Genomic DNA, 13,534 nt, shown 5'->3' with positions numbered 1-13,534 from the left:
CGGGGGCGGCGCGACAGGGCACGTACCCGCCCTCCCGACCAGCACAGCACAGCACAGCACCCCCGATCATGCCCTCCCGACCGGCACCGCACCCCCGGTCATGCCCCGCGCCGGGCCTCAGCACACGGACTCCAGGATCTCCGGCACCTCCGCCTCGGTGACGCGCCGCGGGTTGCTGCGCGTGACGGCGTCGCCGACCGCGCCGGAGATCTCACGGACGGCGGCGATGAGCGCGCGGGCGGCCTGCTCGTACGCCTCTCCGGCGGAAGGCGACTTCCTCGCCCCGGCGGCCCGGGTCGCGCAGACCGCCCGCGACCGAGGGCGGCCGCACCCCACCGCGAGACGCCGGCCAGGCGGGGAAGTCCTGGCCGGCGCCCGCGTGCCGGGGTCCACGGCGGGAGCGGACGGGGCCGCCGCGGCGGCCCGGTGTCAATAGCCTGCGGGACCGTGCACGGCGGTGACGGACAGCGTGCTGACGCCGGTCGCGGCGCAGCCCGCCAGTGTGTCGTCCGAAAGGAAGATCGCGTCGCGCTCGTCGGGCGGATAGACCCGCAGACCCCGCGCCTTCTGCGGCACGCACGTCTTCTGGTCGTACTTCTCGACCCGGGCCATGAGCAGCCCGGCCTCGGCGGATCCGCCCTGCGGCAGCAGGACGGCCTTGCCGGCGGTACCGGTGCGCTCGGCGGGATTGCCGACCTGCGGGCCCCTGGCGCCGCCGACGAGGGAGACCCCGGGGAAGCCGTACAGGGTGCAGGAACGCGGTCCGGAGTTGACGAAGACCAGCACGCGCTCCACCGAGCCCGCGGCGCCCCGGGAGTCACCCAGGGTGATCTTGAGCTGCGCGGACCGGCAGGCGGAGACCTGGGCCACGGGCGTGGAAGGCGATGAGCTGGTGGGCCCTACCACGGGCGACGGCGACGTCTTGGACGGCACGGGTGCGGCGGTGTCGCTGCCCGCGGAGGGCAGTCCGCTCACCGACGGCGCGGCGGGCCGCACGCCCGTGCCGCCGCTGCCGCCCGGCAACGGCACCAGGAACACCGCCGCCGCCAGGCAGCCGGTCAGTGCGGTGCCGAGCGCGAACACCCGCCGCCGTCGCACGGACCGGGCCCGGCGCTGGACGGTGGCGAAGGCCCCGGGAGGCGGGGCCAGGAGGACGACGGGTTGCCGGAACACCTCGGCGATCTCGCTCGGCACGTCCTGTCCGCGCCCCGCGCCGGCCTCGGGGAGGTCGCCCGGGTCGCCCAGGTCAGACGGTCGTTTCATGAAGCCCCCTGAGAGAGGCCCGCAGGTGCTGCCGGGCTGCGTAAAGATCGCTCTTGATCGTGCCGGGGCGGCGGTGCAGGGCCGCCGCGATGTCGTTCACCGACAGGTCGGCGTAGTAGTGCAGCAGGACCGGGACGCGCAGCCGTCCGGGCAGAGCCTCCACCAGGGCGCGGATGTCGGTGCCGTGGTCAGCGGCCGGGGCGTGCTCCACCGTGACGACCTCGAGCTGCCGTACGGTGACCTTCTCCCGCTCCTGCCGGCGCCAGTGGTCCTTCACGAGGTTCGCCGCTATGGAGAAGAGGTAGGGGGCGGGTTCCCGGACCGTCGTCCACCGTGACCACAGTCTCGTGAACGACTCGGACGCGATCTCGTGCGCGATGGAGTCGCTCTCCACGAGCTTGCGGCACCAGCCCGCCAGGCGCGGATAGAAGGACTCGAAGAACTCCTCCGCCTCCTCCGCTGCGCTGCTCACACCGAACCCGCCATTCCTGTCTCGCTCCCCCTCGCGCGCGCGACGGCACCGCCGTCAGACGGTGACGACGCTGTTCCAGCCGCCGACGGGCCGTTCCCCCAGGTTAAGGCCCTGCAGATTGCGGACCACCGTGGGGTGCTGTGCCTCCAGCCAGTCACAGAACTGGCGGAACGACACCATGCGGACGTCGTCCTTCTCGGCCATCTCGTGGATCACCTGCTCGACGGCGTCCATGTAGATCCCGCCGTTCCACTGCTCGAAGTGGTTGCCGATGAAGAACGGGGCGCGGTTGGTGCTGTACGCGCGCTCGAAGCCGGCCAGGTAGGCGCCGCGGGCCTGGTCGCGCCACGCGGGGCGGCGTGCCGGGTCCCCGTTGGTGGTCCCGGACTGGTTGGCGAGCATGTTGTAGTCCATGGACAGCACTTCGAAGCTGTGCCCGGGGAACGGCACGGACTGCAGCGGGAAGTCCCATATGCCGAGCTTGCAGCGCGGCCAGACCTGGAGCCCGCCCGGCGAGCTGGCGTCGTACCGCCAGCCGAGGGAGGCCGCGGTGGACAGCAGGTTGAACTGGCCCATCAGGCAGGGTGTGCGGCCGCCGACGAGTTCCTTGGTGTAGTCGAAGGGCAGCGGCTCCATGTCGTCGAAGCCGGTGTTCGTCCGCCACTCCCGCACGAAACGCGTGGCCTGCTCGATCTCGCTGCGCCAGTCCGCGGACGACCACCGCTTCACCGAACCGTAGCCGCCGCAGAAGTGGCCGTTGAAGTGGGTGCCTATCTCGTGGCCTTCGAGCCACCCGGCCCTCAACTGCTCCAGCGTCAGACGTATATGGGCGTCCGTCAGGTACCCGATGTCGGAGGCTCCCACCGGGTTGCGGGGCGGGTCGTACAGGTGCTTCTTGGACTCGGGCAGCAGATACAGCCCGGAGAGGAAGAAGGTCATGGCCGCGCCCGCTTCCTCGGCGATCTTCCGGAACCGGGCGAAGAGGCCGTTGTCCAGTTCGCCGGCCCCGTCCCAGGAGATCACGACGAACTGCGGCGGCCGCTCCCCCTTCTCCAGCCTGCGTACGGCGGGCTGCCGCGGCTGTATGCCGGTGTAGGCCGTCGAACCGTCCCCTATCAGCCGGGGGTTGGTGACACTCGGGGGCTGGGGGCGCGGCGGTGCCGAGGACACCGGGGCGGAGGGCGCCGAAGCCGACGGCGGCGAGGAAGGGTTGCCACGTGCGAAGGCCTCTCCGCCCACGCCGCGGTACAGCGCGTAGCCACCGGCCGACAGCAGGCCCCCGGCACCCAGTCCCATGAACACCCTGCGGGGCAGCCGGGACGGTTGCTCGTGCGAAGGACGTGACGCGCTCATTCTCGCTCACTCACTGTTGACGGCCGGAAACCGGGTGTCGCCGCGTTCCGTGCGGCGACACCTCTATAGAGACCGGAACGGCACCCTTGGTTGTGACAGAACGGCAACAGAGCACCCCGGGCCGGTCCCTTCCCGCCCCGGGCACCGGCGTTCCGAGCCGGCGCACAGCCGATTCCGGCGTGGACAACAGGTTCCCCGGCCGGGGTGACTCCGCGGCGGACGCAGGGCGAACGGAAGGCATGTGCGCGGCGCCGGCTCCCTCACCGCCGGCCCACCCGCGCGAAGCGGCGCGGAGCCACCGCCGCATCCGAGCCCGCTGCAGGGCCTGTTCACCCCGTGGCGCGCAGCCAGTCCCGTGCCGCCCGGGGGCTGTGCAGGCGTACGACGCGCAGGGGCGCGAAGCGCCGGTCGAGGGAGCGCCGTTCGATCTCGGCACGACGGGCCGCGTGCTGGGACCAGGCCCACCACACCGGGTGGTCGGCACGGAACCAGGAGGACACCGTCTCCACGTTCCCGCCGAAGATCCGCTCGCGCAGCACGGTCCTCCGCAGCGATCTGCGCAGGATCCGGGGCATGACGACCGTCTTCGGGTAGTCGAGCCAGACGACGGTGTCGGCGTGCGTCCACACCAGGTCCCGGACCTCCGGGTAACCGAAGGAGTCGAAGACCCACCGCGGACCGGCGGCGATCTCCGCCACTCGCGCGGGGAACGCCGGGTCGGTGGCCCATCCGGGCCCGGTGAACTTCAGGGAGTCCATCTCGTGGAAGGCGAGGTCCAGGCGCGCGGCGAGCGCACGGGCCATGGTGGTCTTGCCCGCCCCGCTGATGCCGGCGACCAGGATGCGTCTCATCGGCGCAGGCTGTCCGGGCCCCTCACCGGCGCCCGGCCGACGGTCCCCGGCGGCCGCGCCGAGGGTGCCGCCGCACGGGCGGCGGCACCCTTTCGACCCGGAGGTCAGCTGTTGCCCTGCTCGTCACCGGCGGGCAGTGCGTTCTTCCGGATCACGTCCGAGTACCAGTGGGCACTCGCCTTCGGGATGCGGCGCTGGGTCGCGTAGTCGACGTAGACCGTGCCGAAACGCTTCGAGTAGCCGTAGGACCACTCGAAATTGTCCAGGAGGGACCACAGGAAGTAGCCGCGCACGTCCGCGCCGTCGGCGACGGCCTGACGCACCGCGTCCAGGTGGGCGTGGAGGTAGGCGATCCGCTGCGGGTCGTTGACCACGCCTTCGGGCGAGACGTAGTCGTCGAACGCGGCACCGTTCTCCGTGACCATCAGCGGCAGTTCCGGGTGCGACGCCGCCAGGTCGGTGAGCAGCGTGTGCAGTCCGCTGGGGTCGATGGCCCAGTTCATCGCCGTGAGATTGTCGTTGGCGAGGTGGAAGGCGATGTGCTCCGAGCCGCTCCACGGCGAGTGGTCGCTGGCGCCGTGGCCGTCGTTCTTGGTGGTGCCGGCGCCGTCGACGGGCAGCGAGACCACCGTCGGGGAGTAGTAGTTGACGCCGAGTACGTCGATCGGACGCGAGATCTCCACCAGGTCGCCGTCGTGCACCAGGCGGTCCCAGTCGACGAGGTGCCGGGTGTCCTGGCGCAGGTCCTCGGGGTAGACGCCGTCGAGGATCGGGGCGGTGAAGATCCGGTTCCCGACGGCGTCGATGCGGCGTGCGGCATCGATGTCGCCGGCGCTGTCGGTGAGCGGGCGCACCTGGTGCAGGTTGAGCGTGATGGAGGTCTGCGCGGACGTCGGCAGCGCGGCGCGCAGTGCCCCGATCGCGAGGCCGTGGCCCAGGTTGAGGTGGTGGGCGGCGCGCAGGGTGGCGGCCGGGTCGGTGCGGCCCGGCGCGTGCACACCGGAGCCGTAGCCGAGGAACGCCGAGCACCACGGCTCGTTGAGGGTGGTCCAGACGCCGACCCGGTCACCGAGGGCCTTGGCCATGATGTCCGCGTACTCGGCGAAGCGGTGGGCGGTGTCGCGGTGCGGCCAGCCGCCCGCGTCCTCCAGCTCCTGCGGCAGGTCCCAGTGGTAAAGGGTGGCGACGGGGGTGATGCCCGCCTCCAGCAGCTCGTCGGTGAGCCGGCGGTAGAAGTCCAGACCCCGCTCGACGGCGGGCCCGCGGCCGGTGGGCTGCACGCGCGACCAGGAGACGGAGAACCGGTACGCCTGGAGGCCGAGGTCCTTCATGAGCGCGACGTCGTCGCGGTAGCGGTGGTAGTGGTCGGCGGCGATGTCCCCCGTGTCGCCGTTGCGGACCTTGCCGCTGGTGTGGCTGAAGGTGTCCCAGATGGAGGGGGTCCGGCCGTCCTCGGCCGCGGCGCCCTCGACCTGGTAGGCGGCGGTGGCGGCTCCCCAGATGAAGCCCTGCGGGAAGGAGGAGGCCGAGGCCTGCCGGGGGCTCGCCTCGGGTCGTACGGCGGTCATCGTGAGAACGCTCCCAAAGTATCGGGTGAACGGCCGGACAGCGGGGTCCGGCTCGAGGGAAGTGCAGAAGGGAAGCGGGCGTGAGCGCCCGCCTGGTGCGGCCCGCCCGAGGGGCGGGCCGCACGGAACGGCGGACGGGGCGAGCACAGGGGCTGCCGCGGGCTCCGGCCCGGTGTGCGGTGGTGTCAGCCCTTCACGGCGCCCGCCATGATGCCTCCGACGATCTGCTTGCCGAAGATCACGAACACCAGGAGCAGCGGCAGGGTGCTGATCAGGGCACCGGCCATGACGATGCTCTGGTCGGGGGTGTAGGAGGCGCTGAGCTGGCCGAGGGCGACCTGGATGGTGGGGTTCTGCTGGTTCAGCGCGAGGAAGGGCCAGAAGAAGTCGTTCCACGCCTGGACGAAGGTGAGCATGCCCAGCACCATCATCGCGGGGCGCGCCACGGGGAGGACCACGCTCCGGACGATCCTCAGGTTGTTCGCACCGTCCACCTTGGCGGCTTCGATCAGCTCGTAGGGCAGGGCCTCGATGAGGTACTGGCGCATGAAGAAGACACCGAAGGCGCCGACGAGCGTCGGGAAGATCACCGACTCGAGCTTTCCGCCCCAGCCGATGTCCGACATCATCATGAACAGCGGGACGACGCTGAGCTGCGGCGGGATGGTCAGGGTGGCGATGACCCCTGTCATCAGGAAACCACGCCCGCGGAAGCGCATCTTGGCGAAGGCGTAACCGGCGAGGGTGCAGAAGAACAGCGTGGCGAGCGTGATGCAGCCGGACACGATGATGCTGTTGACGATCGCCTTGCCCAGGTTCGCCTGTTCCCAGGCCGCCTGGAGGTTGTTCCACAGACGGCCGCCCGGCAGGAACGGCGGCGGGGTGTCGAGAACGCGCTGCTGATCGTGCGAGGCGGCGACCAGGGTCCAGTACAGGGGGAAGATCGAGCCCAGGCCGACGATGACGAGAGCGGTGTAGGTCAGCGGGCCGGCCTTGAGTTGCTGGCCGGCGCCGAGCTTGAGGCGGTTGCGGCGCTTGCCCTGGACCTGGGGCGGCTCTGCCGGAGCGAGATTCGGTGCGGTGCTGGTGGGGCTGGTCGTGGTCATCGAATTCGCTCCCGTCAGGCCGCGCTCTTGTGCACGAGCCGGCCGACGATCCAGTTGATCAGGGCTATGAGCAGCAGCAGGACGAGCATCGCCCAGGCGACGGCGGCAGCCGGGCCCAAGTGCCCCAGCTTCCAGCCGTAATTGAAGAGATAGATGCTGAGGGTCTCGTACTGGTGCTCGCTGCCGCCGATGGATCCGAGGGTTCCGCCTTGCAGCAGCAGCGGCTCACCGAAGAGCTGCATCGAGCCGATGGTGGAGATGACGATCGTGAAGAGGATCGTCGGCCGCAGCGAGGGGATGGTCACCTTGCGGAACTGCTGCCACCGCGACGCGCCGTCGATCGCCGCCGCCTCGAACAGGTCGGCGGGCACCGCCTGCATGGCCGCGAGGTAGATCAGCGTGTTGTAGCCGGTCCAGCGCCAGATCACGATCACCGAGATGGCGATCTTGGACGTCCACTCCCCGTTGCCCCAGTCGATGTTGTGGAAGCCGACGAAGTGCAGCACCCAGTTGAGCAGTCCGCCGTCGGCCCGGAAGACCAGGGCGAACACCAGGGCCGCCGTCGCGACCGAGGTCGCGTACGGGGTGAGGATGACGGTCCGCCACACGGTGCTGGCGCGCAGCTTGTAGTTGAGGAGGTGGGCGAGGCCCAGCGCCACCAGCAACTGCGGAACGGTCGAGATGACACCGATCACGAAGGTGTTGCCTACGGCCGTCCAGAACTCGGAGTCCTGGAGGATCTTGGCGAAGTTGTCGAAGCCCACCCACTGGGACTGGTCCAGGCTCGTCATCTCCACCCGGTGCAGGGCGATCCACCCGGTATAGAGGAGCGGGTAGAGCCCGAAGGCGCCGAAGATGAGGAAGAAGGGCGCGATGTACGCGTAGGGGGAAGCCAGGTCGTCGAAGCGCCACAGCCGGCTGCGCCACGCCTGCCTGCTGCCCGACGGGGCACCGGAGCCGCCGGGCGGCGGGCTGACGGCGTCCGGGGTGGTGGTCGTTGTTGCCACGGAGGAGGTCCTTCTCTGGGGTTCGGCCGGATACGTTCGGAACCGAAGTCGCGTCCTTGGGCCGGGCGCCGGTCCCCTCATCCCCCGAAGCGGGTCGGTACGGTACCGGGCGCGGCACGGCCGGCACGGCACCGGAGCCGCACGGCGGGCGCCGCGACGCCCTCGCGCTCACGGGTCCGGGTGCCCCGCCGCCGCGGCAGGCCCTGGCCTGCCGTGCGGCCCGGGCACCCGGACCCGGTGCGGGCGGCTGCCAGAGCCGCCCGCGCCGGAGTGCGTCAGCCGATGGCCTTGTCGATCGTGTCGGTCGCGGCCTTCCATGCGTCGTCGGGCTTGGTGCCCCGCTGCTCCATGTTGTTGATCTGCGTGGAGATCGTGTCCTTGATCACGCCGTCCTTCGGGCCGAGCACGGCCTCGGGGATGGTCTTGGCCTCCTCGGCGTAGATCTGACCGATCGGCGCGTCATTGAAGTACGGGAGCGTCGCGTTCTTCACATCGGGGAGCTCGTAGGCGCCCTGGTTCGACGGGAAGATGCCGGCGGCCTTGAAGACGGCTGCCTGCTGCTCGGGGGCCGTCAGCCACTTGACCAGGTCGGTGGCCTCCTTGACGTGCTTGCCGCCCTTGGGGACCGCCAGGAAGGAACCGCCCCAGTTGGCCGCGGTGGTACCGGGCGCGCGGGAGATGTCCCACTTGCCCTTGTAGGCGTCACCGGAGTTGTTGGAGATCTGGTTGGCCATCCACGCGGGGCACGCCACGGTGGCCACAGAACCCTTGCGCAGCGCCGCCGTCCAGGCGTCGGTGAACTGCGGCAGACCCTGGGTCAGCTTCTTCTGGGCGGCCTCGGCGGCCAGGTCCCAGCCCTGCTTCACGGCCGGGCTGTCCTTGTAGACCGGGTTGCCGTCGGCGTCGTAGTACTGCTTGGCGTCCGAGCTGACGACCGCGTTGTACATGGCGCTCGCGGAGTCCATGAAGAAGGTCCCGGCCGGGGCCTTCGCCTTGTACTTCTCACCGAGCTTGAGGTAGTCCTCCCAGCCGCCGGCAACCGCCTTGGCGACCTCCGCGCGGTCGGTCGGCAGGCCCGCCTGCTGGAAGAGGTCCTTGCGGTAGCACAGCGACATCGGGCCGATGTCGGTGCCGGCGCCGATGACCGCTCCGTCCTTCGTGGTGGCCTGCTTCTCCTTCCAGGACACCCAGTCGCTCACGTTGATCGACTTGCTCAGGTCGACGAACTTGTCGGCCTGGGTGTCGACGACCTCCTTGATGCGGCCGACCTCGATGCCGGTGACGTCCCCCAGACCGCTGCCCGTGTTCAGCTGCTGAAGGAGCTTCGGGTAGTAGTCCTGCTCGTTCGCAGTGACTTCTTCCTTCACCGTGATGTTCGGGTGGAGCTGGTGGTACTTGGCGAACAGGTCGGCCTCCTTGTAGCCGAACTGTCCGAAGTCAGCGACCGTGAGGGTGAGGCCGCTGTCGGAGCCGGACGCGTCCGAGTCGCCGTCGTCACTGCTGCTGCATCCCGTGAGCAGCAGCGCCGAGGCTGCCAGGACCGACGTGGTCAGGACCGCCACTTTGCGGCCGCGACCGCCGCCGGTGCCAGTTATGCGCATTTCCACTACTCCTTGTTCCAGGGGGGAACGGACCTCAGGATTCGGGCCGTCAGCGGTCGACGGTCCTGACCAGTCCCTCGCGGGCCGAGCAGTGGCCGGCGCAACAGCACGGCGTGCAGTGCAAGTGCGCTGGTCATACGGCATTCGATGCGCGATCGGAGGGAAAGGCCTTCGGTTCTTCGGAGCCGCGTGAGAAGCCCCCGACGATCCGTGGGACCGCTCCCACGCGGCATGCCGGAAGACTCCTTCTTGACGGGCCGGATGTCAAGAGTTGAAAACGTCGTCGTTGCGTAAGCGTGTCCAACGCGTCACATGGATGTGTCGCGCCCCGGCCGCGTGGTGCACAATCCTCGCAGGTCACGGCGGAGTGGCTACCGAACAGGGCGGCCGGTGGACCACCCGGGGTCAGCTCTCGTGGTTCCGGGGTCACAATGAAGCAGCCCATGCAGAAAGCCGGAAGGTGAAAGATGAGTCCCGCCTCACAGCCACCCGCGACCACGCGCGCCAGACGCCCCACTCTGGACGCTGTGGCCGCTCGTGCCGGTGTTGGACGCGGCACGGTCTCCCGGGTGATCAACGGCTCTCCCAAGGTGAGTCCCCAGGCCCGCGCCGCCGTCGAGCAGGCCATCGCCGAACTCGGCTACGTCCCCAACCGCGCGGCCCGTTCGCTGGTCACCAGCCGCACCGATTCCGTCGCCCTGGTCGTCCCCGAGTCCGAGACCCGGCTCTTCTCCGAGCCGTACTTCTCGGCCATCATCCGGGGAGTCAGCTCCGGCCTCGAGGGCGCCGACATGCAGTTGCTGCTCGTGCTCGTGCGCGACGAGAGCGAGCGGGCCCGGCTCGCCACGTATCTGACCGAACAGCGCGTGGACGGCGTGCTGATGGTGGCCGTCCACCGCGACGACACGCTCCCCGACCTGCTGGCCGAACGCGCCATTCCCACGGTGCTGGCCGGACGCCGCGGAGCCGGGGAGCCCCTCGGGCACGTCCGGGCCGACAACGAGGGCGGCGCGCGTGCCGCGGTCCGGCACCTGCTGGACAGAGGCCGCCGTACCATCGCGACCGTCACGGGACCGCTGGACATGGAGGTCGCCCGGGCACGTCTCGACGGCTACCGGGAGGCCCTGCACAACGCGGGCATCGGGGCCGACGAGGAGTTGGTCGCGGTCGGTGACTTCACCGAGGAGGGCGGGCGTGCCGCCATGCGCGAACTGCTGCGACGGCGCCCCGCTCTCGACGCCGTCTTCGCCGCCTCCGACGTGACGGCGTCGGGCGCCATGCTCGAACTGCGCGCGGCGGGGCGCCGGATACCCGACGACGTCGCCGTCATCGGCTTCGACGACTCGATCGTGGCCCGGCACACCGATCCCCCGCTGACCAGCGTGCGCCAGCCGATCGAGGAGATGGGCCACACCATGGCGAGCCTGCTGCTGGACGAGATCGCCCAGCGCGGCAAGGGCCGGCAGGCGGTCGTCCTGCCGACGGAACTGGTGGTGCGGCAGTCGGCATGAGCGGTCCCGGTGCACATATCCGGGCGCGCCGGGGCCGGTCCGCGCTCCGGACCACCGGCGCGGCTCCGGCGCACTGCGGCGTTCCCGGTCGCCGGCGTCGCGTCCCCGGCCGGGGTGACGGGAGCCGCCCCGACCCGCTGAGTTCCGCCGGCGCGGGTGGGACCGGAGACCCGCTGCCGCCGTGGTGCTCCAGGACGGACGGCGGGTCGGCCCCGGGAGGGGAACCGCGCCTCAGCACAGCACCTTGAGCGCTCCCGGCCGGATCCGCGCGGTGACCGGGAGGACGGCGTCGACCTCGCCGTCCGCACCGTAGGGGACGTCGCGGTCGGCCTCGATGCGGATCTCCCTGCCGCGTACGATCTCGACCTCGGGCCGGTTCACGTGCGCGCCGGTCTTGAGTTCGTTCATCAGGGCGAAGAACAGCCGGCGCGGCGCGTCGTGGATCATGACGACGTCGAGCAGTCCGTCATCCACGCGGGCGCCGGGCGCGATCGCCCGACCGGAGCCGTAGAATCCCGAGTTGGCGGCCACGACCGTGTATCCGCGGCGCTCGTGTACGATCCCGTCGACGGTGACGCGGTAGGCGGCCGCGCGCCAGCCGGCGACCGCGCGCAGCCCGCCCGCGTAGTACGAGGCGGCGCCGCTCAGCAGCCGGGAGGCGTTGGCGTGGCGGTTGGCGAGCGCGTCGACGCCCGCGTAGACACTGCCCAGCACCACCGTCCGGTGGTGCACCGCGGAGTCGACCTCGATCGTGTCGACGGGGCGCGGGTCGTGGTGGAGCAGGACACGGGCGAGCTCGTCCGGTCCCGGCGGCAGGCCGAGGGCGCGGGCGAAGTCGTTGCCGCGGCCGGTGGGCACGAGCCCGAGGACGGTGTCCGTGCCGCTGAGGGCACCGCCGATGCCGCCGACGATGCCGTCCCCGCCGACGGCGAGCACCACTCGGCCCGACTCGCCCGCCCGGCGGGCGAGTTCCTGTGCGTGCGTCAGGCTGGTGCTGTACTCCGTCTCCAGTCCCGCACCGGCCTCGCGCAACAGCCGGGCGAGCGGAAGGAGGGCGGCGGCCCCGGTGGAGCCCCCGGCGGTGGGGTTGACGACGGCGGTGAACTGTCGCATGCGCGTGCCTCCGGGGACGGGGGTGGGGCTCAGCGGGACGGCAGGAGGATGCCGGGGTTGAGCAACCCGGCGGGGTCGAGCGCGTCCTTGACGGCCCGCAGCGCGGCGATACCCAGCGGGCCGGCCTCGCGGACGTACCAGTCGCGGTGGTCGCCGCCCACGCCGTGGTGGTGGCTGATGGTGCCGCCCGCGGCGATGATCGCCTCGTTCGCGGCGGTCTTGGCGGGCGCCCAGTGGGCGACGGGGTCCTCCCCCTGCGCCGAGACGACCGTGAAGTAGAGCGAGGCGCCGTTCTCGTACACGTGCGAGATGTGGCACATCACCAGCGGCGGGGTGCCGGCGCCCGCGAGCGTGGCGGTCAGTGCGTGGCGCACGGAGTCGTACAGCTCCGGAAGGCGCGACCAGAACGTCGCGGTCTCCAGGGTCTCGGCGAAGGCGCCCGCGTCCAGGAGGGCGTCCCGCAGATAGGGCGCGGAGTAACGCCCGTGCGCCCAGCGCTGCCCGGGCTCCTCGCCGAGGTACTCGCCGCCGCAGTCGCGCAGCACCGCCGCGGCCCGGGCGCGGCGGTAGGCGGTGTCCTCCTCGGTGCCCTCGTAGCCGGTGATCGCGACGCAACCCGCCGCAGAGGGGCCGCCGGAGGCGCCGATGGCGTCGGGCTGGGCCAGCCCGATCATCGTCTCCGTCTCGTCCGACAGCCGCAGCACCGTCGGGCGGGGACCGTCCTGGGCGAGCCGGCGCAGCGCGGCGGCGCCCTCGGTGAACCCGGGGAAGCGCCAGCCCTCGTAGACCGTGACCTGCGGGACCGGGCGGATACGCACGGTGACGGAGGTGATGACGCCGAGCGCCCCCTCGGAGCCGAGGACGAGCTGACGCAGGTCGGGGCCGGCGGCCGAGCGCGGTGCGCGGCCGGCGTCGAGGGTGCCGCGCGGGGTGGCGACCGTCAGGCCCAGCACCATCTCGTCGAAGCGTCCGTATCCGGCGGACGCCTGGCCGCTGGAGCGTGCCGCGGCGAACCCTCCGATGGTGGCCCACTCGTAGGACTGCGGGAAGTGGCCCAGGGTGAAGCCCTGTTCGGCCAGCAGCGCCTCGGCCTCGGGGGCGCGCAGACCGGGCTGGAGGATCGCGGTCCGTGACACCGGGTCCAGGGACAGCATCCGGTCCATGCGGCGCAGGTCGAGGGCGATGAAGGCGCGGCCGCCCTGCGGGGCCAGGCCGCCGACGACGGAGGTGCCGCCGCCGAACGGCACGACGGCCAGGTCGTGTTCGGCGCACACGGCCAGTACGGCGAGTACCTCGTCATGGCCTGCGGGCAGCACGACGGCGGCCGGGACATCGGCGATGTCGCCGGACCTGATGCGCAGGAGGTCGGGGGTGGACTTGCCGCGGGTGTGCCGGATCCGGCTCTCGGCGTCGGTGCGGACGTACGACGTGCCGCCGACGGCGTCGGCGAGTGCGTCGTGGGCCTCGTCCCCGAGCGGGCTCTCCGGGACCTCGATGTCGGCCAGGCCGGCCGAGGCGGCTTCACGGGGTTTGACCCCGAGGAGGTCGCGCAGCAGGCCGATCACGGTGTCGGGCAGCGGGGCCGCCTTGGCCGGGTCACCCCAGCCGCTCCACAACATGTCCATGTTGCCGTCCTCACCGGTCGGGGTCGGGGAGCCAGCTCCTGCGGCCCCCACAGGCGTTACACTG

General features: G+C 71.4%; 12 protein-coding genes. 1 reads left to right on the top strand and 11 read right to left on the bottom strand.

All coding sequences use genetic code 11. The features are described 5' to 3' along the window. Nucleotides 1–117: 117 nt before the first annotated feature. The 9 genes from RV983_RS33145 to RV983_RS33105 all read right to left on the bottom strand — a co-directional run bounded on the left by RV983_RS33145 (nt 118) and on the right by RV983_RS33105 (nt 9,221). A complete protein-coding gene (locus RV983_RS33145; protein WP_475989398.1) occupies nt 118–393 on the bottom strand; it encodes a hypothetical protein in 276 nt (91 codons plus the stop codon). Nucleotides 394–429: 36 nt separating this feature from the next. Further along, complete coding sequence (locus tag RV983_RS33140) at nt 430–1,263, bottom strand: DUF4232 domain-containing protein (RefSeq protein WP_475989397.1); 834 nt, start codon at nt 1,261–1,263, stop codon at nt 430–432. Beyond that, complete coding sequence (locus tag RV983_RS33135; protein WP_475989396.1) at nt 1,247–1,735, bottom strand: RNA polymerase sigma factor; 489 nt, start codon at nt 1,733–1,735, stop codon at nt 1,247–1,249. Before RV983_RS33135 ends, RV983_RS33140 begins: the two co-directional genes overlap by 17 nt. Before the next feature lie 54 nt (nt 1,736–1,789). Beyond that, a complete protein-coding gene (locus RV983_RS33130) occupies nt 1,790–3,088 on the bottom strand; it encodes a polysaccharide deacetylase family protein (RefSeq protein ID WP_475989395.1) in 1,299 nt (432 codons plus the stop codon). 329 nt (nt 3,089–3,417) lie between these two features. Further along, nucleotides 3,418–3,939 carry an AAA family ATPase gene (locus RV983_RS33125; protein WP_475989394.1) on the bottom strand — a complete coding sequence of 174 codons (522 nt, stop codon included), beginning with the start codon at nt 3,937–3,939 and terminating at the stop codon, nt 3,418–3,420. A 104-nt stretch (nt 3,940–4,043) separates the two neighbouring features. After that, nucleotides 4,044–5,507 (bottom strand): GH1 family beta-glucosidase, encoded by a 1,464-nt coding sequence (locus RV983_RS33120; RefSeq protein ID WP_475989393.1) that lies wholly within the window; start codon nt 5,505–5,507, stop codon nt 4,044–4,046. 185 nt (nt 5,508–5,692) lie between these two features. Then, the gene (locus RV983_RS33115) at nt 5,693–6,613 is read right to left on the bottom strand and encodes a carbohydrate ABC transporter permease (protein WP_475989392.1); all 921 of its coding nucleotides are present in this window, start codon (nt 6,611–6,613) and stop codon (nt 5,693–5,695) included. A 14-nt stretch (nt 6,614–6,627) separates the two neighbouring features. After that, nucleotides 6,628–7,620, bottom strand: coding sequence for a carbohydrate ABC transporter permease (locus tag RV983_RS33110; protein WP_475989391.1), 993 nt, complete (start codon nt 7,618–7,620; stop codon nt 6,628–6,630). A gap of 275 nt (nt 7,621–7,895) precedes the next feature. Continuing rightward, nucleotides 7,896–9,221 carry an ABC transporter substrate-binding protein gene (locus RV983_RS33105; protein ID WP_475989390.1) on the bottom strand — a complete coding sequence of 442 codons (1,326 nt, stop codon included), beginning with the start codon at nt 9,219–9,221 and terminating at the stop codon, nt 7,896–7,898. 467 nt (nt 9,222–9,688) lie between these two features. Here RV983_RS33105 and RV983_RS33100 point away from each other — a divergent pair, with 467 nt between their 5' ends. Beyond that, a complete protein-coding gene (locus tag RV983_RS33100; protein WP_475989389.1) occupies nt 9,689–10,732 on the top strand; it encodes a LacI family DNA-binding transcriptional regulator in 1,044 nt (347 codons plus the stop codon). A gap of 231 nt (nt 10,733–10,963) precedes the next feature. Here the strand turns inward: RV983_RS33100 and RV983_RS33095 are convergent, their stop codons facing one another. Beyond that, nucleotides 10,964–11,845: a diacylglycerol kinase family protein gene (locus RV983_RS33095; protein WP_475989388.1), complete on the bottom strand. Its 882-nt coding sequence runs from the start codon at nt 11,843–11,845 to the stop codon at nt 10,964–10,966. A gap of 29 nt (nt 11,846–11,874) precedes the next feature. Then, on the bottom strand, nt 11,875–13,470 hold the full coding sequence (locus RV983_RS33090) for an FAD-binding oxidoreductase (protein ID WP_475989387.1): 1,596 nt from the start codon (nt 13,468–13,470) through the stop codon (nt 11,875–11,877). Between the last annotated feature and the right edge of the window lie 64 nt (nt 13,471–13,534).

The sequence above is a fragment of the Streptomyces sp. RLA123 genome (assembly GCF_056270165.1).
The sequence above is the reverse complement of the archived record's forward strand: the minus strand, read 5'-3'. Positions and strand labels throughout refer to the sequence as shown.